This is a genomic window from Lysinibacillus mangiferihumi (assembly GCF_003049665.1).
In the GTDB taxonomy this organism is placed as follows: Bacteria; Bacillota; Bacilli; order Bacillales_A; family Planococcaceae; genus Lysinibacillus; species Lysinibacillus mangiferihumi.
This window is the reverse complement of the sequence record NZ_PYWM01000004.1, coordinates 200935-220486: the sequence shown is the minus strand read 5'-3', so window position 1 is coordinate 220486 and position 19552 is coordinate 200935. Positions and strand designations below refer to the sequence as shown.

The window sequence follows — 19552 nt, the reverse complement described above, 5'->3', positions numbered from 1 at the left end:
GGAGAACAATGGCTGTATTTATTAATAAAGATACAAAGGTAATTGTACAAGGGATTACAGGCGAAACAGCGCTATTCCATACGAAGCAGATGCTTGATTATGGTACAAAAATCGTAGCAGGCGTAACACCTGGTAAGGGAGGTCTTGAAATTGAAGGCGTACCTGTGTTCAATACTGTAGCTGAGGCTGTAGCAGCAACAGGTGCAACAACATCGGTTATTTATGTACCAGCACCTTTTGCAGCAGATGCCATTTTAGAAGCTGTTGATGCTGAGCTAGAATTAACAATTTGTATTACAGAACATATTCCTGTCCTTGACATGGTGAAGGTTAAACGCTTTATGGAAGGCAAAAAAACACGCCTAGTTGGTCCAAACTGTCCAGGTGTTATTACGGCTGATGAGTGTAAGATTGGTATTATGCCTGGTTATATTCATACAAAAGGGCATGTTGGTGTAGTTTCACGTTCTGGCACATTAACGTATGAAGCGGTACACCAATTGACGCAAGCTGGTATTGGTCAAACAACGGCTGTAGGTATCGGAGGAGACCCTGTAAATGGGACTAACTTTATCGATGCCCTTGAAGCATTCAACAATGACCCTGAAACATATGCAGTTGTTATGATCGGGGAAATTGGTGGTACTGCTGAAGAAGAAGCAGCTGAGTGGATTAAAGCAAATATGACAAAGCCGGTTGTTGGCTTTATTGGTGGACAAACAGCACCTCCAGGGAAACGTATGGGACATGCAGGTGCCATTATTTCTGGCGGTAAAGGAACGGCTGCTGAAAAAATTAAAGCAATGAACGAAGCTGGTATTGAAGTTGCTGAAACACCTTCTGTTATCGGCGAAACACTTATTAAGGTAATTAAAGAAAAAGGGCTATACGAAAAATGTAAAACCCATTAAAATGGAAGATGTAGCACATTGTGGCTACATCTTTTTCTCTGTCTCGGTAGATGGTACACCTGTTCGTGGCTTTACAAACGGCGGTGTTTATACAGTTACATGCTAAACGCACACAACAAAAGTCGAAAAGGCGAAGCTACAGGACGGGTCATATTCTATTTTTGTGCTGAAATAACAATTGCGGTCATTTAATTTCTTCTATTATAAAGGAGGTTTTTTAAATGATTTTCTCAGTAGATACACAGAGATTACTAGCTATGCATTATGTATATCCATTACCACTCCAAAAACTTCAACAATTATTGTCCCCGGTGGATGTATTGAGTTATTTTGAAGAAGCGCACCCTGAAGAGATTGCGGGTGCATTGCAAATAACGAGGCAAAAAGCGCTGCTAATGATTCGGAATTTTCAACGAGTTCGAAACTTGCCATTTGAAGAGGCTTACGCACAAGCAAATATTTTCCCCATACCATTTAATCACCCATATTTCCCGGCGCAATTATTTGAAATACCTAGTCCACCTACTGTATTGTATGTGAAAGGTCAGTCTGCTCTGCTAGCAAGAGATAAACGGATAGCTATAATAGGCTCTAGAAAGGCTACAGCCTATACAAGAACGGCAATGGACTTAATCGTCCCTCCGCTTGTTGCGCACGATTATACGGTTGTCAGTGGGCTTGCACGAGGTGCTGATACAATGGCTCATGAAGCGACGATGAAATTTGGTGGACAAACAATTGCCGTGTTAGGTCATGGTTTTCATTATGTCTATCCTAAGGAAAACAAAGCACTTGCTCAGCAAATGGCAGAAAACCATTTACTTATTACAGAGTATCCACCTTATATGCGACCGGCAAAATGGCAATTTCCTATGCGTAACCGGTTAATAAGTGGTCTGACTCAAGCAATCGTTGTCACGGAGGCTGCACTAAAAAGTGGGACATTAATTACGACAGAATGTGCATTAGAGCAAGGTAAAGATGTATTTGTCGTTCCAGGACCGATTAATAAAGAGCAGTCGAAAGGGACAAATAAATTACTTATAGAAGGAGCTATACCTGTGTGCGATGGTCACCAAATCGTTGAAACACTTTCGCTCTTTTCTAGCAAAAATTGAAAAAAAGTTGCATTATCTTAAAATCTGTTATACATTTTGCAACAGGTAACTTAAAAAATTTAGCAATAGACCTCGCTAAGGGGGAGACATAGATGGCGGATTATTTAGTGATTGTAGAATCACCAGCAAAAGCAAAAACAATTGAACGTTATTTAGGAAAAAAATATAAAGTAAAAGCATCTGTTGGGCATGTGCGTGACTTACCACGAAGTCAAATGGGTGTAGATACTGAAAATAATTACGAACCTAAATATATTACAATTCGCGGAAAAGGACCTGTTTTACAGGAACTTAAGTCTGCGGCTAAAAAAGTGAAGAAAGTCTATCTAGCGGCCGATCCAGACCGCGAGGGAGAAGCGATTGCTTGGCACCTTGCGACTGCATTAAATATTGATATTAATTCAGACTGTCGAGTGGTTTTTAATGAAATTACAAAAGATGCGATTTTAGATTCTTTTAAAAACCCACGTGCCATTAATATGGACTTAGTGGATGCTCAACAAACACGTCGGATGTTAGATCGTCTAGTAGGCTATAATATAAGCCCAATTCTTTGGAAAAAAGTAAAGAAGGGCTTATCAGCAGGTCGCGTACAATCGGTTGCACTGCGTATGATCATTGATCGTGAAAATGAAATTAAAAACTTCCAACCAGAAGAGTATTGGACGATTGAAGGCTCTTTTGAAAAGGGAAAAAAGACATTCGATGCACTGTATTATGGTAACGGCAAAGATAAAATCAAATTATCGAATGAAGAGCAAGTAAAGTCGATTTTAAAAAATGTCAAAGGTACAGCATTTGAAGTTGTCAATGTGACGAAAAAAGAACGTAAACGAAATGCCGCGCCTGCTTTTACGACATCTTCTTTACAACAAGAAGCAGCGCGAAAGTTAAATTTCCGTGCGAAGAAAACGATGATGCTTGCACAGCAATTGTATGAAGGTATTGATATTGGTAAAAAAGAAGGTACAGTCGGTTTAATCACGTACATGCGTACAGATTCAACACGTATATCTGAAACTGCAAAAGCGGAAGCGGTTTCTTATATTGAGACAAAGTATGGGAAAGAATATATCTCGACAGAAACGAAGCAGGCCAAAAAAGCATCGAATGCGCAAGATGCCCATGAAGCTATTCGTCCAACAAGTACGATGCGAACACCGGATGAGTTAAAAACAGTGCTTAGTCGCGATCAGCTACGCTTATACCGTTTGATTTGGGAGCGCTTTATTGCGAGTCAAATGGCACCTGCTGTTTTAGATACAGTGGCTGTAGATCTTCAGAATAATGATGCTTTATTCCGTGCAAACGGCTCACAGGTCAAATTTGCCGGATTTATGAAACTCTATATTGAAGGTACAGATGATCAAACAGAAGAAACGACGAAACTACTACCGGAAATGGAAATCGGTGATCAGGTGACATCACTTGAAATCGAACCGAAGCAACACTTTACACAGCCTCCACCTCGTTATTCAGAAGCACGTCTTGTGAAAACAATGGAAGAGTTAGGAATAGGACGACCGTCGACATATGCACCGACCCTCGATACAATTCAACGCCGTGGCTATGTTGTGCTCGATGCAAAAAGATTTATGCCGACAGAGCTAGGTGAAATTGTCCACCAACAAATGCTGGAATTTTTCCCTGATATCATCAATATCGAATTTACAGCAAAAATGGAACAAGATCTCGATGATGTTGAAGAAGGTAGTCGTAAATGGGTTGAAGTAATCGATGATTTTTATCAAGACTTTGAAGTTCATGTAAAGCATGCGGATGCTGAAATGGAGAAAGTAGTAATTAAAGATGAACCGGCTGGTGAGGATTGCGAAAAATGTGGTTCACCAATGGTATTCAAACTCGGTCGCTATGGAAAATTTATGGCATGCTCGAACTTCCCAGATTGCCGAAATACAAAAGCAATTATGAAGCCAATCGGGGTTAAATGCCCTTCTTGTGAAACAGGTGAAATTGTTGAGCGTAAAAGTAAAACAAAGCGTTTATTTTATGGATGTAATCAATATCCAGAATGCGAATTTGTATCATGGGATAAACCGATTAGTAGACCATGCCCGAAATGTAGTGCATTATTAGTAGAGAAAAAATTAAAAAAAGGTGTACAAATTCAGTGTACGAAATGTGACTATGAAGAGACACCAACACAATGATAGGAAGATGGTAAGAACATGACTGAACTAGTTGTAAATGTAATAGGTGCTGGCCTTGCAGGAAGTGAAGCGGCTTGGCAAATTGCTAAACGTGGGGTAAAAGTTAAACTTTATGAAATGCGTCCTGTTAAACAAACACCTGCCCACCATACTGATAAATTTGCAGAGCTTGTTTGTTCAAACTCGCTACGTGCTAATACACTAACAAATGCAGTAGGTGTTATTAAAGAAGAAATGCGTTTATTAGACTCTGTTATTTTAAAAGCAGCTGATGCATGCTCAGTACCAGCAGGTGGTGCACTTGCAGTTGACCGTCATGAGTTTGCAGGCTACGTAACGGAAGCGGTAAAAAATCACCCACTAGTGGAAGTAATACATGAAGAAGTTACAGAAATTCCAGAGGGCATTACGGTTATTGCAACAGGCCCACTCACTTCAAAAGCACTAGCTGAAAAAATTCAAGGATTAACAGGTCTCGACTATTTATATTTCTATGATGCAGCAGCACCAATTATTGAAAAAGATAGCATTAATATGGATAAAGTATATTTAAAATCTCGTTATGATAAAGGTGAAGCGGCTTATTTAAACTGTCCTATGACAAAAGAAGAATTCGATCGTTTCCGCCAAGCATTGATTGAAGCAGAAGTTGTGCCATTAAAAGAATTTGAAAAAGAAATTTATTTTGAAGGCTGCATGCCAATCGAAGTAATGGCAGCTCGTGGTGAAAAAACAATGTTATTCGGACCGATGAAGCCAGTAGGGCTTGAAGATCCCAAAACAGGTAAACGACCATATGCGGTTGTACAATTGCGCCAAGATGACGCTGCAGGTACCCTTTACAATATCGTAGGTTTCCAAACCCACTTAAAGTGGGGGCCGCAAAAGGAAGTACTACAACTAATTCCTGGACTAGAAAATGTTGAAATCGTACGATATGGTGTAATGCACAGAAATACTTTCATTAACTCACCGAAAGTTTTAGAGAAAACATATCAGTTACGTGAACAAAAAAATATTTTCTTTGCTGGTCAAATGACGGGTGTAGAAGGTTATGTAGAATCAGCAGGAAGCGGTTTAATTGCTGGCATTAATGCGGCACGTTTAGCATTGGGACAAGAACCAATTATTTTCCCATTCGAAACGGCATTAGGAAGTATGGCGCGTTATATAACAGAAGCACAATCTAAAAACTTCCAACCGATGAATGTCAACTTCGGCATATTCCCTGAATTACCACCTGGACGTCGTTCAAAACCAGAACGTGCAGAAATGCATGCTGCACGTGCAATGAGCACAATTCAAAATTTTGTGAATTCACAAACAATTTAATTGCCAAAAGCCTCTAAAAGTTGATATACTCTTAGAGGCTTTTTCTTTTATGTAGACAAAATGCTTATTTACACGTATTTTATTATTTTGTATAGAGATTTTCTCAAAATATAACCATTTTCACTTGCTATATTACGAAGATAGGTATAGTGTCAATATGTATGTTTTTTAAAGATTACTAAAGCGACAAATTGATTTAGATGGCCACAATTGTTTTACCATTTGAATTTGTTGGTAATAGTAATGAGAGAAGGTTACGAATAATTCATTGGTGGTGAATCTTTCATGTTAGTTTCGTCCCAAGAAGCACTTGAACAGTTTATGCTTTACATCCAGGTAGAAAAAAACTTCTCTGTTCATACTGTGCGAGAATATGAATCAGACCTACTAGATTTTTTAGCGTTTTTACAGGCAGAAGGCGTTAATGATTTAGCTAGTGTTGAGTATATACATGCACGTCTATATGTAACGAAGTTGTACGATGAAAAGAAAGCAAGAACTTCTGTATCAAGGAAGATTTCATCAATCCGCTCCTTTTTTCGCTTTCTAAATAAACAGCACGGCTTGGATGATGGCGCTTTTCGATCGCTCTATCATCCGAAAAAAGAATCACGTTTACCAAGTTTTTTTTACGAACAAGAATTAATGCAGCTTTTTGATGCGAATGTAGGCGATGATTTGAAATCGTTGCGCAATATGGCGATTTTAGAGTTATTATATGCAACGGGCATTCGTGTGAGTGAGCTCACATCCATTATGGTAGGGGATATAGATTTCCGTTATTCTATTGTTCGGGTAATGGGTAAAGGAAGAAAAGAACGTATTATACCATTTGGTCAATTTGCGAGTGTGGCTATACAGCACTACATAGAGCAGGCTCGTCCACGTTTGATGAAACAAACAAATCATGAGCAATTATTTGTCAACATGCGCGGTGGGGAACTTACACCACGAGGGGTACGTCATATTTTAAATGAAATGATTAACAAGACCTCACTCCATACGAAAATATACCCACATATGCTTCGCCATACTTTTGCTACACATTTACTGAATCATGGCGCGGATTTACGGACGGTGCAGGAGTTACTGGGCCACGCGCATTTAACTTCAACACAGGTTTATACGCATGTAACAAATGAGCATCTTCGTCAAACATATATGAATGCCCATCCAAGGGCATAATAGAGGCTAAGGAGGAAGGCAAATGGGACAAATCCATGCGACTACGATATTTGCGGTACATCATAACGGCGGGTGCGCTATGGCTGGCGATGGTCAAGTGACACTTGGCAATGCGGTTGTCATGAAAGGAACTGCACGGAAGGTCAGACGTCTGTTTAATGGTCAGGTGCTGGCAGGCTTTGCAGGGTCGGTAGCTGATGCATTTACACTTTTTGAAATGTTTGAAGCGAAATTAAACGAATATAATGGGAATTTACAGCGGGCTGCTGTAGAAGTAGCAAAACAATGGCGCGGTGATAAAATGCTACGCCAATTAGAGGCGATGTTACTTGTAATGGATAAAAGTACACTACTCCTTGTATCTGGTACGGGAGAAGTGATCGAACCAGATGATGGTATTTTAGCCATTGGTTCTGGTGGCAATTATGCATTATCAGCAGGTCGTGCTCTAAAAAAATATGCAGGTGAAACAATGACTGCCCGAGAGATTGCGGAGGCAGCGTTAGAAACTGCCGCTGAAATTTGTGTATTTACAAACCATAATATTATCGTGGAGGCACTTAACTAATGACACCACAAAACTTAACGCCAAGACAAATTACTGAGCATTTGGATCGTTTTATAGTAGGGCAAAATGAGGCGAAAAGAGCGGTAGCTATTGCATTACGAAATCGTTATCGTCGTTCTCTTCTAGCGGATGATATGAAGGCTGAGGTTATTCCAAAAAATATTTTAATGATTGGACCAACTGGAGTTGGGAAAACTGAAATTGCAAGAAGAATTGCAAAGCTAACGAATGCACCGTTCGTGAAAGTTGAAGCAACGAAATTTACAGAAGTGGGCTATGTTGGGCGCGATGTGGAGTCGATGGTACGCGATGTTGTAGAGGCTTCTCATCGTTTAGTGAAGGAAGAAATGATGGAGTCTGTGAAGGAGCAAGCGGAAGAGTTGGCAAATGAAGCCATTGTAAAATTACTTGTCCCTTCTTTACGTAAAAAACAGGCTATGCAAAATCCGTTTGAAATGTTATTTGGTGGCAAAGAACAACAAACGCATGATGATACATCTTCTGACGAAACGGAAGTGCGCTCAAAACGTGCGCAAATCGCAATTGATTTACGCAATGGCAAATTAGAAAATGAGTGGGTTACAGTTGAAGTAACGGAGCAAAGTCCGTCGATTTTTGATGCATTGCAAGGAACAGGAATGGATATGTCTGCAAATAGTGGTATGCAAGATATGTTGTCTAGCTTAATGCCTAAAAAACAGAAAAAACGCAGAGTGCAAGTAAAAGATGCACGTCGTATTTTAACTATAGAGGAAGCAAATAAGCTGATTGACGCAGATGAGGTGTCACAAGAAGCGATTGCTAGAGCAGAACAATCTGGGATTATATTTATTGATGAAATTGATAAAATCGCAAGTAAAGATACGAACTCTTCTGCCAGTGTTTCACGCGAGGGTGTTCAGCGCGACATCTTGCCGATTGTGGAAGGTTCTACTGTGACGACAAAGTATGGGGCGGTCAAAACAGACTACATGCTTTTCATTGCAGCAGGTGCTTTCCATATGTCAAAGCCATCCGATTTGATTCCAGAATTACAGGGGCGATTCCCTATCCGTGTTGAATTAGAAAAATTAACGAAGCAAGATTTTGTTCGTATTTTAAAGGAGCCAGATCAATCACTTATTTTGCAATATAAAGCATTATTAGAAACAGAAGGTGTAGCAATCGATTTTGCAGAAAATGCAATTGAACGAATTGCAGAAATTGCTACAGAGGTTAACCAAGAAACCGATAATATTGGTGCACGTCGTTTGCATACAATTTTAGAACGCTTGTTAGAAGAATTATCGTTTGAAGCTTCTGAAATAGCACCAGCGCAAATTGAAATAACAGCTGCTTATGTTGACCAAAAGCTAGCGGGTATTGTAAAAAACAAAGATTTGTCACAGTTTATACTGTAGGCAAGGCTTGTTAGTTTCATTCAATTGTAAAAAACTTTAGAATATTAAATAAATACGGTATGGATTATTTATAGGAGGAACACATAATGAACTTATTAGAAAAAACACGTAAAATTAACTCGATGCTCCAAGCATCTGCAGGTAAGCCGGTAAACTTTAAAGAAATGGCTGACACACTAGGCGACATTATTGACAGCAACGTTTATATTGTGAGCCGAAAAGGGAAGCTTCTAGGTATTTCAATTCACCAACAAATTGAAAATGAGCGTATGAAAAAAATGTTTGAAGAGCGTCAATTCCCAGAAGAATATACACATAGCTTATTTACAATTTCTGAAACATCTTCAAACCTAGATATAAACAATGAACATACTGCGTTCCCTGTAGAAAATAAAGATTTATTCCAAAGCGCTTTAACAACAGTCGTTCCAATCGTGGGTGGCGGTGAACGTTTAGGTACTTTAATTTTAGCTCGTTTATCAGCTCAATTTGAAGATGATGATTTAATTTTAGCTGAGTATGGTGCAACAGTAGTGGGTATGGAAATTTTACGTGAGAAATCAGAAGAGATTGAAGAAGAAGCACGTAGCAAAGCTGTTGTACAAATGGCGATTAACTCACTTTCATATAGTGAATTAGAAGCGATTGAACATATTTTTGAAGAGCTAGATGGTAACGAAGGTTTATTAGTTGCTTCAAAAATTGCTGACCGCGTAGGTATTACACGTTCAGTAATCGTCAATGCATTACGTAAACTAGAATCTGCAGGGGTCATTGAATCACGCTCTCTAGGTATGAAAGGAACTTACATTAAAGTGTTAAACGATAAGTTCTTAAATGCACTTGCTGAAATAAAAATGAAATAATTAAAAAAGCTCTCTCAAATGATTTTGAGGGAGCTTTTTCACTGTAACTAATTGCTGTTTTAGTTATTTCAACCATAGATTGTTAATATGTTAAGCCTTACATAGTTTTTCTTACGTACAAGTGGTAGCTCACCAAAGTGCATATGTGTCATTTTTGTGAATGGTACCAATCTTGTATTTTCAATAGGGAAAAATATGGTAGGGCTTTTTTAGTAGAGAAATTTAAAATCCATCTTCTGTAAGTATTGTAACTGCATCCTATGGTCTGTTTATTGTGGAAAAGGGGACTTAGCTTTAGCGGAACGAAGGGACAATTAAAATTCGTTAAGCAAGGAATTGATGCTTATACGAGAATAAAATGCTGATTTCGATGTAATTCAAACTTTACATATAGAGAATTTTTCAGGGGTGCGACTGAAACGTAATCAGTTCGATGACAGTACAGCAGTAAATAGGATATTCATTTCAATAGCCATTTTTGTCGATGTGAGAAAATTTTCATAATTACATTTCTAGAAGGTTACTTATATAATCATATTAAATATAGTAAAAAGGGACTTTTTTTTACCGAAAAATCACAAATTGTCATTTATATCCAATCCTGTCTAGTAATAAACAGGTAGATAATTGATACTAATACAGTAAACACTGTCGAAATAGTGTAAAATAACTAGAAATAAGACGAAATGCATCGACACTTAGTGCCCCAAGGGATGGGGCATATTTGTCCCGGTTAATCTTCTAAAAAAATAGGGCGTATCTACTATTAAAAAATGACAAAAGACAATAGACACTACGTATCATCTTAATTACAATTGTATTATTGGATAAAATAAGAAGTACATAGATTGAATTAAAATGAGGTGAATGGTTTTGAACTTATTTGGAGGAACTATTAGTAGCCTGGAAAACGGACTTTCCTATGCAACTTTGAATCATAAAACAATCGCAAATAATATTGCGAATGTCGATACACCAAATTATAAGGCGAAAAGTGTAAGTTTTAAGGATATGTTGGAGAATGAGAAACAAATTTCTATTTCGGCATATCGCACAGATAGTAGACATTATGATTTCGAAATTAAACAATCGACACCAGGTGTCCATAATGTTGACGGCTTACGATATCGAAATAACGGAAATGCTGTAGATATGGATGCTGAACAAACAAAATTAGCAGAAAATCAAATCTACTACAATGCTTTAATCGACCGTGTAAATGGTAAGTTAAATACACTCAATACAGTTATTAAAGGAGGTAAGTAATAAATGTCTATATTTCATGGAATGAATACCACTGCCTCTGCTTTAACAGCACAAAGGTTGCGCATGGATGTTATTTCTTCCAATATGGCAAACATGGATACAACTCGTGCTAAACAAGTAAATGGGGAATGGGAGCCATACCGCCGGAAGTCTGTCACTTTTTCCGCACAAGAAGGGCAATTTTCAAAGTTTCTTAATGTTGCACTCGGTAAAAATGCTAAAGGTGGCGTGGGGAATGGCGTAAAAGTATCGCAAATTAAGGAAGATACAGAAACACCTTTCAAATTAGTGTATGATCCGACACATCCGGACGCAAATGCAGAAGGCTATGTCAACATGCCAAACGTTGACCCGTTAAAAGAAATGGTAGATTTAATGTCTGCTACTCGATCATACGAGGCGAACATAACGGTTTTAAATGCAAATAAGTCAATGCTGACAAAGGCGTTGGAGATTGGTAAATAACATAAAGAAAGGATGGATACATAATGGCAATTTCGTCCGTTTCACTAATGACACCTACTCAGGTTGTAAATGAAACAAATAAACTAAAAACGACACCTTACGAAGCGCAACAAAGCTTTGCGAATTCGTTAAAAGAGGCAATAGCGAAAGTGAATGATCAGCAAATCACTTCTGATAATTTTACACAAAAGCTAATAACTGGTGGAGATGTGGAGTTGCACGAAGTAATGATTGCATCTCAAAAGGCGAGCATTACATTAAACGCAACACTTGAAGTTCGCAATAAGGTGATTGAAGCTTACCAAGAAATAATGCGAATGAGTGTCTAATTAAATTGCATTGGTGAAGAAAGACACCAATCCGATTAATTAGGCTTCTCATGGAACTAAACATTTCATATTCAATACTTCCATGAGATTCCACTGTTATCGCGAATTATTGATTGCTAGGTTATTCACTATAACCGGAGGATTCATAATGAATGAACGATTGACGAAAATAAAAACCGACACCAGCCAATTTTGGAAAAGTCGAAGTAAAACACAAAAAATAGTAATGCTTAGTTCTGTAGTAGGTGTGATAGCACTTGCAGCTATCATTACGTTTTTTGCAACAAAAACTACATATGTTCCGCTCTATAAAGATTTATCCACAAGAGAAATTGGGCAAGTGAAAGAAGCATTGGATTCTCAAGGTGTAAAATATGAAATTGCCCCAGGAGGCACATCTATATTAGTGCCTCAAGAACAGGTGGACTCTTTATTGGTGCAACTAGCATCAGAAGGATATCCTCAGACTGGAACAATCGATTACTCTTTTGCTAATAGTTCTGGCTTCGGTATGACGGACAATGAATTTAATTTATTGAAAAAAGCCGCAACCGAAACAGAAATCGCTAAACTAATCAAAAATCTAGAGGGCGTAAAAGATGCAAAAGTGATGATTACTCTTCCAGAAGAAGGAGTTTTCTTACAGGATGTAAAAGAAGATGCGACTGCATCCATTGTATTGAATACAGATCCTGGCTATAAGTTTACAGAACAACAAATTGCAACAATGTACAACTTAGTTTCAAAAAGTATTCCGAATTTAAAAACTGATAACATTGTGATCTCGAATCAATTCTCAGAGTACTTTGATTTAAATGCTGCAACAACAGATGGTACATCGACAACAACAGCTGAAGGTCAATTACAAATGAAGAAATTGGTTGAACGTGACCTGCAACGTCAAGTGCAAAATATGCTAGGAACACTGATGGGACAAGATAAAGTAATTGTTTCTGTTACAACAGACATTGACTTTAAAAAGGAAAATCGTGAAGAAAACTTAGTAACACCAGTTGATGAAGAGAATATGGCAGGGATTGCGATTAGTGCCCAACGTATTTCAGAGCAGTATTCTGGTACTGGTAATGCAGCAATGGGTACACCTGAAGCTGAAACAACAACAGATAATTTCACAACATACAATGAGGGTGCAACAGGAAATGGTGATTATGAACGTACGGAAGAAACGATCAATAATGACGTCAACCGTATTCGTAAAGATATTCAAGAAGCACCATATAAAATTCAAGACATTGGCATCCAAGTAATTGTGGAACCACCAACAGCTACAGACGCAGCATCACTACCTGATGGTGTACAACAAGACATTGAGAAAATTTTAAGTACTATTGTTCGTACGACAATTTCAAAGGATGTAGCAGCGGAACTTACTCAAGAGCAAATTGATGAAAAAGTGGCTGTTTCTGTCCAAGCGTTAAATGGTAAGGTAGCTGATACTGCTGATGAAACACCTGTTATCCCATGGTGGGTTTGGGTAGTTGGAGGTATTTTACTAGCTGTTATTCTATTACTTGCATTCTTTATTATCCGTTCACGTAAACGTGCGAAGGAAGAAGAAGAGTTAAGTATCCTAGAAGAACAAGAAGAATTGATGATTGATGATATTAATGAAGAAATTGAAACGGAAGCTACAATGCGTCGTAAGCAACTTGAAAAAATGGCGAAAGAAAAGCCTGATGATTTTGCAAAGTTACTGCGTAGTTGGATTGCGGAAGACTAACTAGGAGGTTCTGCTGTGTCCAAGAAAGATAAGGAATTAACCGGAAAACAAAAGGCCGCACTCTTGTTAATTTCATTAGGGCCTGAGGTTTCAGCTTCTGTCTATAAACATTTAACTGAGGAAGAAATCGAACGTTTAACGTTAGAAATTTCAAGTGTTAAAAAAGTAGAAGCAAATGTAAAAGAAGAAATTATTGAAGAATTCCACAATATTGCACTTGCGCAAGATTATATTACACAAGGCGGTATTGGCTACGCGAAGACGGTATTAGAGAAAGCACTAGGTATTGAACAAGCACAAACAATCATTAATCGTTTGACTTCTTCCTTACAAGTGCGCCCATTCGACTTTGCACGTAGAGCAGATCCTGCACAAATTTTTAACTTTATTCAAAATGAACATCCACAAACAATTGCCCTTATTCTCTCTTATTTAGAAGCAGGACAAGCGGGTGTTATTTTATCTTCATTACCACAAGAAGTACAAGCTGATATAGCTAAACGTATTGCAATGATGGAGTCAACTTCACCAGAAGTAATTAGTGAAATTGAGTCTGTCTTAGAACGCAAACTATCTTCAACTGTGACGCAAGACTACACAGAAACAGGTGGTATCGATGCAGTCGTTGAAGTATTAAATGGTGTAGACCGACAAACAGAAAAAACGATTCTCGATGCACTGGAAATTCAAGACCCAGAGCTTGCAGAAGAAATCAAAAAACGCATGTTTGTATTCGAAGATATTGTTACGCTTGATAACCGTTCGATTCAGCGTGTTATCCGTGATTGTGAAAACGAAGATTTACTCCTTTCAATGAAAGTGTCAAGCGAAGAAGTAAAAGATATTATCTTCCGAAATATGTCACAACGAATGGCAGATACTTTCAAAGAAGAAATGGAAATTATGGGACCAGTTCGTTTGCGTGACGTAGAAGAAGCTCAATCGCGAATTGTTGCTGTTATTCGTCGCTTAGAGGATGCTGGTGAGATTATTATTGCACGTGGTGGAGGAGATGACGTCATTGTCTAGAATCATCCGTTCTGTATACACACAGTCCAATGGCGATAATGTAAAGAAGATACAAATACGTGATATGTTTGATATACCCGAAATGGAAACAGATGAAACATCCCATCATCAAATGACAATGGAAGATGTATTTGCCGAACGTGATCGTTTACTTGGAGAGGCTCGAGCTGAAATTCAAGCCGCACGACAAGCCTTTGAACAAGAGAAGCAAATGCACTTCCAAGAAATTGAGCATATGAAACAAAGCTGGGAAGAAGAACGCCCAAATCGTGTACAAGAAGCGTATGATGAAGGGTATGGTCAAGGCTATGAGGATGGTACAAACAGAGCCACTGAAGCAATGGCGCAATCCCTTCAAACAGCGAATGAAATCATTGTACAAGCTGGGGCAAATGCGAAAAAATATATCGAAGATCAAGAAGCGATTATTTTGGAACTAGGCTTAACTGCTGCAGAACGTATTATAGGGACTTCATTAGAGCAAAACAACGAACTATATCTATCCATTGTTCGTAGAGGTCTTAAAGAAGCGAGAGAAATGAAGGAAATTAAAATCTACGTTTCTCCTACATATTATGGCTTAATTACATCTAATCGTGATGAGTTGGCCGAAATGTTCCCAACAGACGTACCATTTATGATTTTTGTTAACGAAGATTTTGCAAATGAAACAGATTGCTATATCGAAACAAATTATGGTCGGATAGTTGTTAGTATTGACGAGCAATTAAATGAATTAAGAATCAAGCTACATGAAATATTAGAAAGTAAGGAATGATCGACATGAAAACGGCTCAATTAATCGAACAAATTCCAAATATACCGACTTTCAAAAAGTTTGGTAGAGTAACGAGAGTTGTCGGCTTAATGATTGAGTCGCAAGGTCCCGATAGTTCCATCGGTGATGTGTGTAAAATTCATGTTGAAACGTCGAAAAACGGCCATCAAATCATTTTGGCAGAAGTTGTTGGCTTCAAAGATGAAATTGTTGTTTTGATGCCTTATACTTCGCTTCGAGAAATATCGATTGGTTGCTTAGTAGAAGGAACAGGGGCGCCGCTTGAAATTAAAGTGGGACCAGAGTTAATTGGGAAGGTTCTAGATTCAATGGGGAATCCCATTGATGGTACTTTGTTACCGAAAGGATTAATGTCTGTTCCTACAGAACAAGATCCACCCAATCCCCTTACTCGTCCGCCAATTAACGAAAGACTTGAGGTTGGAGTAAAAGCAATTGATGGTATGTTAACTGTCGGTAACGGACAACGTGTAGGTATCTTCGCCGGCTCTGGGGTAGGTAAAAGTACATTACTAGGTATGATTGCGCGCAATACACAAGCGGATTTAAATGTCATTGCGTTAGTTGGAGAGCGTGGCCGTGAGGTGCGCGAATTTATTGAAAGAGATTTAGGATCTGAGGGGTTAAGCCGTTCAATCGTTGTGGCAGCTACGTCAGACCAACCAGCACTAATGCGTATTAAAGGAGCATTTACTGCAACAGCCATTGCAGAGTACTTTAGAAATCGTGGCTTAAATGTCATGTTGATGATGGACTCAGTAACCCGTGTTGCAATGGCACAGCGGGAAATAGGGCTTGCAACAGGTGAGCCACCTGCTCAAAAAGGCTATACGCCATCTGTATTTGCAATTTTACCAAAGTTATTAGAGCGCACTGGGACAAATGAAAAAGGTTCGATTACTGCCTTTTATACGGTACTAGTTGACGGTGATGATATGAACGAGCCTATTGCTGATACTGTGCGAGGTATTTTAGACGGACATATTGTACTTGACCGAAACCTTGCCAATAAGGGCCAATATCCTGCTATTAATGTGCTGAAAAGCGTCAGTCGTTTGATGAATCATGTGGCAGAGCCAGCGCATAAAAAAGCGGCCGAGCGTTTACGTGAGCTCTATTATACATATGACAAATCAGAGGACTTAATTAATATCGGTGCCTATAAACGTGGGACATCTAAAGAGATAGATGAGGCCATTTATTATGAACCGCTCATTACGGCTTATTTAAAGCAAGGGTATTTAGATAAGGTGACGCTTGAGGAAAGTATGAATGAGTTGATTACATTATCGAACGGTGGTGGCAAGTAGGTTGGTTAGTTATATGTATCGTTTTGAAAAAGTGTTAACCATTCGAGAACAAGAAAAAAATGAAACTGAAATTGCCTATAAAGAATCTGTTCGTTCTTTTGAAGAGGTTGCAACAAAGTTGTATGACTTGATGAAAAAGAAAGAGAATTTAATAGAATTTCAGCAAGAACGTTTAGTTGTAGGGTCATCAATAGAGGAAATTCATCACTATGCTCGTTTTATTGATAGCCTTGAAAAGACTATTGCCGACGTACAACAAAAGGTTGTGCAGGCACGTTCTAAAATGAATTGGCACGAAGAAAAACTATTAGAAAAAAACTTGGAAGTACGTAAATTTGAAAAAATGCGTGAAAAAGATTATAAGTCATTTCAACAAGAACAAGATCGCATTGAGAGCATATTTTTAGATGAAATTTCTTCACTTACGTATTTCAAGAAAGAAATCAGGTGATTTCATGGCGAAAAAAGAAAACCGTATTAAAACTGAATTAGAAGTACAACAGCCACCACGTAAATCAGGAGGTTTCCAAAAGTTTTTTATATGGATATTAATACCTGTTATGTTCGTAGTAGCGGTGTTACTTGTTGTAGCAACGTTAATGAATACGAACGTCTTTGATTTAGGAAAAAAGGCAGTAAGTAGCTTACCATTTGTTGAATCAGAGGCACAGCAAGCGAAAGATGCTGTTGTAATTGATGATTCCAAAGTTGTAAGTTTACAGGCAGAAATACAAGAAAAAGAAGCCGAAATAGCACAATTGCAAAAAAAATTAGATGATACGACAACAGAGAAAGAAAAATTGTTGACGGAACAAGAGAAATTACTGTTTGAAATAGAAAAATTAAATCGAGAACAAGATGATGTGAAACGTGATTTCAATGATATTTTGTCTACTTTTGATAAGATGTCACCTAAAGCAGCAGCACCAGTGCTTATAAAAATGAGCGATGCACAGGCATTACGCATTTTATCAAGCTTAAAACCTGATAAGTTAGCAGCTATTCTAGAAAAAATGGAACCACAAGATGCTGCGAAATATACTGAACTGATGGCTAAACAATAAAGAAACAATTGAAAAGGAGGTGAAAACATGAATATTGCAATGATGAACATGACGGCTTCTAAAGTAAATACTGCTTCACCGAAAGCTGTGTCAGCTAGTAATGCTGAAGTAAAAACGAATGCAGAAACAGCTCAAGATAAAGTATCAAGATTTGGGTCTGTATTTGGACAAGTAGTAGCTTCAACGAACCAGCAAAATAACATATCACAAAGCAGTGAAACACAAGGTAACGATAAGTTAGCTGAACTAGAGGAATTATTAAATACTCAATCTATGGAGGAATTGCTAGATTTGTTAGAAATCCCGCATGACGAAGGCTTGTTAATGCTTCAAATAGGGGAAGAGGGCAAAGCAGTAGCTATGGATGAAATGTTGAATTTAGACAATTTAATGGCTGCATTGAATGTAGATAAAGAGCAAATTCAGAAATTGGTTCAACAACTTCTAGGGGAAGAACAGCAAGCGAGTGATGTATGGGAGCTACTAACTTTAGTAGACGCTCAAGCACCTGTGTTACAGACGCAGTTAGTAGCTGCTTTACAAGGTGAAGGACAAGTAACGCCCGAGGAGGCTACAACGCTACTTCAAGTATTAAAACTAACACAATTAGTTGGACAAAAAGCAGATCTAACAATGTCTCAAGAAAATAGTTTGTCAAACGTTCAACAATTTTTAACAACGTTGCAAACGCAAATTGAAACGATTCAAACTGCGCCACAAGTTACCACAAAAACAACCGTTACATTGCCGTTGCAAGGTTTCCAACAAGTCATTCAGCAAGTACAAGTGACGAAGCAAAGCGATACAAATGCTAATGAAATGGTGACAGCAAATACAGTACAAACAAAACCAGATACATTTCAAGTAACATTGCCAACAACTAAGGCAGCTCAATCGGAGGCATTACTGAAAGAAATGCAGGCAATCATCAATAAAGCTCAAATTTCTAATGCGCAAGGGATTACACGTTTAACATTAAAATTATATCCTGAAAATCTAGGTACAATTCGAATTGAACTTGTCCAAAATGACGGTGTTTTAACTGCGCGTCTACTAGCATCTACTGCTCACGGGCGTGAACTGCTTGACAGTCAAGTACACCAATTAAAGCAAGCATTTGTTCAGCAAAATATCCAAGTGGAACGACTAGATATTGCACAGTCGTTGCAGGATGCTGATAGACAACAGCGAGATCAACACTTCTTTAATAACTTCTTTAAGCGACAACAGCAAGAAGAACAAGAGCAACAAAATGAGGATAACGAAGAGAGTATGTCCTTCCATGATTATTTAGAAATTGAGGAGGTGTAAACAGTGGCTGAAACGAAAATTACAAATGATCTTTACTATTCAAACTATAGTGCACCAACTAAACAAACAGGTAGTAGTGAGCTCGGTAAAGATGCATTTTTAAAGTTATTAATAACACAATTACAACATCAAGATCCAACAAATCCTATGGATGACCGAGAATTTATTTCTCAAATGGCGCAGTTCTCGTCTTTAGAACAAATGCAAAATATGACAAAGGCGATGGAATCATTACTGATGTCTCAACAACAATCACAGCTTATGAATTATACATCATTTGTTGGGAAAGAAGTAAAATGGCATGAAATCACAAAAGAAGTGGATAAAGATAATAAGCCGATTGTAATAGAAGGCTCAGGCGTTATCCAATCTTTAAAATTTGTTGATGGGGAAGCAGTGTTTGTATTGGCAGATGGCAAGGAAATATTCCCTGGAAACATCTCTGCTATTCTTGGTAATAAAGAAACGAGCACAGGTGAAAACAATACATCAACTGAATCACCGCTTGTACAAGCGAGTATGCTAATCGGCAAAAATGTTACGTACAAAGACGGGGAACAAGATGCACAAGGTAGAATTACTTCTGTCTCTAATAAAGATGGCATTATTTATTACGAATTAGCAAATGGCAAAAAACTAGCAGGGAAAGAATTTACAGTAATAAGCGAATAAAGGTGGTGGAGAAAG

General features: G+C 38.2%; 19 protein-coding genes. All 19 read left to right on the top strand.

Annotated elements, in window-relative coordinates; all coding sequences use genetic code 11:
* Positions 1-8 precede the first annotated feature (8 nt).
* On the top strand, positions 9-911 hold the full coding sequence (gene sucD / locus C9J37_RS06330) for a succinate--CoA ligase subunit alpha (protein ID WP_024362047.1): 903 nt from the start codon (positions 9-11) through the stop codon (positions 909-911).
* Between the two features lie 221 nt (positions 912-1132).
* On the top strand, positions 1133-2029 hold the full coding sequence (gene dprA, locus C9J37_RS06325; RefSeq protein ID WP_107894695.1) for a DNA-processing protein DprA: 897 nt from the start codon (positions 1133-1135) through the stop codon (positions 2027-2029).
* 92 nt (positions 2030-2121) lie between these two features.
* Positions 2122-4200, top strand: coding sequence for a type I DNA topoisomerase (topA, locus tag C9J37_RS06320; protein WP_107894694.1), 2079 nt, complete (start codon positions 2122-2124; stop codon positions 4198-4200).
* Between the two features lie 18 nt (positions 4201-4218).
* The gene (gene trmFO / locus C9J37_RS06315; RefSeq protein WP_107894693.1) at positions 4219-5532 is read left to right on the top strand and encodes an FADH(2)-oxidizing methylenetetrahydrofolate--tRNA-(uracil(54)-C(5))-methyltransferase TrmFO; all 1314 of its coding nucleotides are present in this window, start codon (positions 4219-4221) and stop codon (positions 5530-5532) included.
* Positions 5533-5817: 285 nt separating this feature from the next.
* Entirely contained in the window at positions 5818-6717 is a 900-nt protein-coding gene (gene xerC, locus C9J37_RS06310) for a tyrosine recombinase XerC (RefSeq protein ID WP_107894692.1), read from the top strand.
* Between the two features lie 22 nt (positions 6718-6739).
* Entirely contained in the window at positions 6740-7285 is a 546-nt protein-coding gene (gene hslV, locus C9J37_RS06305; protein ID WP_024362042.1) for an ATP-dependent protease subunit HslV, read from the top strand.
* Positions 7285-8685: an ATP-dependent protease ATPase subunit HslU gene (gene hslU, locus C9J37_RS06300; RefSeq protein WP_107894691.1), complete on the top strand. Its 1401-nt coding sequence runs from the start codon at positions 7285-7287 to the stop codon at positions 8683-8685. Before hslV ends, hslU begins: the two co-directional genes overlap by 1 nt.
* Before the next feature lie 86 nt (positions 8686-8771).
* Positions 8772-9551 (top strand): GTP-sensing pleiotropic transcriptional regulator CodY, encoded by a 780-nt coding sequence (codY, locus tag C9J37_RS06295; protein WP_107894690.1) that lies wholly within the window; start codon positions 8772-8774, stop codon positions 9549-9551.
* An 873-nt stretch (positions 9552-10424) separates the two neighbouring features.
* On the top strand, positions 10425-10817 hold the full coding sequence (gene flgB / locus C9J37_RS06290) for a flagellar basal body rod protein FlgB (RefSeq protein ID WP_107894689.1): 393 nt from the start codon (positions 10425-10427) through the stop codon (positions 10815-10817).
* A 3-nt stretch (positions 10818-10820) separates the two neighbouring features.
* Positions 10821-11282 carry a flagellar basal body rod protein FlgC gene (flgC, locus tag C9J37_RS06285; protein ID WP_024362038.1) on the top strand — a complete coding sequence of 154 codons (462 nt, stop codon included), beginning with the start codon at positions 10821-10823 and terminating at the stop codon, positions 11280-11282.
* Positions 11283-11305: 23 nt separating this feature from the next.
* Positions 11306-11611 carry a flagellar hook-basal body complex protein FliE gene (fliE, locus tag C9J37_RS06280; protein WP_107894688.1) on the top strand — a complete coding sequence of 102 codons (306 nt, stop codon included), beginning with the start codon at positions 11306-11308 and terminating at the stop codon, positions 11609-11611.
* 148 nt (positions 11612-11759) lie between these two features.
* Positions 11760-13352 (top strand): flagellar basal-body MS-ring/collar protein FliF, encoded by a 1593-nt coding sequence (gene fliF / locus C9J37_RS06275; protein ID WP_107894687.1) that lies wholly within the window; start codon positions 11760-11762, stop codon positions 13350-13352.
* Between the two features lie 15 nt (positions 13353-13367).
* A complete protein-coding gene (fliG, locus tag C9J37_RS06270) occupies positions 13368-14381 on the top strand; it encodes a flagellar motor switch protein FliG (protein ID WP_024362036.1) in 1014 nt (337 codons plus the stop codon).
* Positions 14374-15159 carry a flagellar assembly protein FliH gene (fliH, locus tag C9J37_RS06265; RefSeq protein WP_107894686.1) on the top strand — a complete coding sequence of 262 codons (786 nt, stop codon included), beginning with the start codon at positions 14374-14376 and terminating at the stop codon, positions 15157-15159. Before fliG ends, fliH begins: the two co-directional genes overlap by 8 nt.
* 5 nt (positions 15160-15164) lie before the next feature.
* Positions 15165-16490 (top strand): flagellar protein export ATPase FliI, encoded by a 1326-nt coding sequence (gene fliI / locus C9J37_RS06260; protein ID WP_024362034.1) that lies wholly within the window; start codon positions 15165-15167, stop codon positions 16488-16490.
* A gap of 1 nt (position 16491) precedes the next feature.
* Complete coding sequence (gene fliJ, locus C9J37_RS06255) at positions 16492-16941, top strand: flagellar export protein FliJ (RefSeq protein ID WP_107894685.1); 450 nt, start codon at positions 16492-16494, stop codon at positions 16939-16941.
* 4 nt (positions 16942-16945) lie between these two features.
* Positions 16946-17554: a MotE family protein gene (locus tag C9J37_RS06250; protein WP_024362032.1), complete on the top strand. Its 609-nt coding sequence runs from the start codon at positions 16946-16948 to the stop codon at positions 17552-17554.
* A gap of 27 nt (positions 17555-17581) precedes the next feature.
* Positions 17582-18865 carry a flagellar hook-length control protein FliK gene (locus C9J37_RS06245; RefSeq protein ID WP_107894684.1) on the top strand — a complete coding sequence of 428 codons (1284 nt, stop codon included), beginning with the start codon at positions 17582-17584 and terminating at the stop codon, positions 18863-18865.
* Positions 18866-18868: 3 nt separating this feature from the next.
* Entirely contained in the window at positions 18869-19537 is a 669-nt protein-coding gene (gene flgD, locus C9J37_RS06240; RefSeq protein ID WP_107894683.1) for a flagellar hook assembly protein FlgD, read from the top strand.
* Positions 19538-19552: the final 15 nt, after the last annotated feature.

Bases quoted from the DNA above. Each gene is read 5' to 3' on its own strand.
- sucD (WP_024362047.1), top strand. From the start codon at position 9: ATGGCTGTATTTATTAATAAAGATACAAAGGTAATTGTACAAGGGATT.
- dprA (WP_107894695.1), top strand. From the start codon at position 1,133: ATGATTTTCTCAGTAGATACACAGAGATTACTAGCTATGCATTATGTA.
- topA (WP_107894694.1), top strand. From the start codon at position 2,122: ATGGCGGATTATTTAGTGATTGTAGAATCACCAGCAAAAGCAAAAACA.
- trmFO (WP_107894693.1), top strand. From the start codon at position 4,219: ATGACTGAACTAGTTGTAAATGTAATAGGTGCTGGCCTTGCAGGAAGT.
- xerC (WP_107894692.1), top strand. From the start codon at position 5,818: ATGTTAGTTTCGTCCCAAGAAGCACTTGAACAGTTTATGCTTTACATC.
- hslV (WP_024362042.1), top strand. From the start codon at position 6,740: ATGGGACAAATCCATGCGACTACGATATTTGCGGTACATCATAACGGC.
- hslU (WP_107894691.1), top strand. From the start codon at position 7,285: ATGACACCACAAAACTTAACGCCAAGACAAATTACTGAGCATTTGGAT.
- codY (WP_107894690.1), top strand. From the start codon at position 8,772: ATGAACTTATTAGAAAAAACACGTAAAATTAACTCGATGCTCCAAGCA.
- flgC (WP_024362038.1), top strand. From the start codon at position 10,821: ATGTCTATATTTCATGGAATGAATACCACTGCCTCTGCTTTAACAGCA.
- fliE (WP_107894688.1), top strand. From the start codon at position 11,306: ATGGCAATTTCGTCCGTTTCACTAATGACACCTACTCAGGTTGTAAAT.
- fliF (WP_107894687.1), top strand. From the start codon at position 11,760: ATGAATGAACGATTGACGAAAATAAAAACCGACACCAGCCAATTTTGG.
- fliI (WP_024362034.1), top strand. From the start codon at position 15,165: ATGAAAACGGCTCAATTAATCGAACAAATTCCAAATATACCGACTTTC.
- C9J37_RS06250 (WP_024362032.1), top strand. From the start codon at position 16,946: ATGGCGAAAAAAGAAAACCGTATTAAAACTGAATTAGAAGTACAACAG.
- C9J37_RS06245 (WP_107894684.1), top strand. From the start codon at position 17,582: ATGAATATTGCAATGATGAACATGACGGCTTCTAAAGTAAATACTGCT.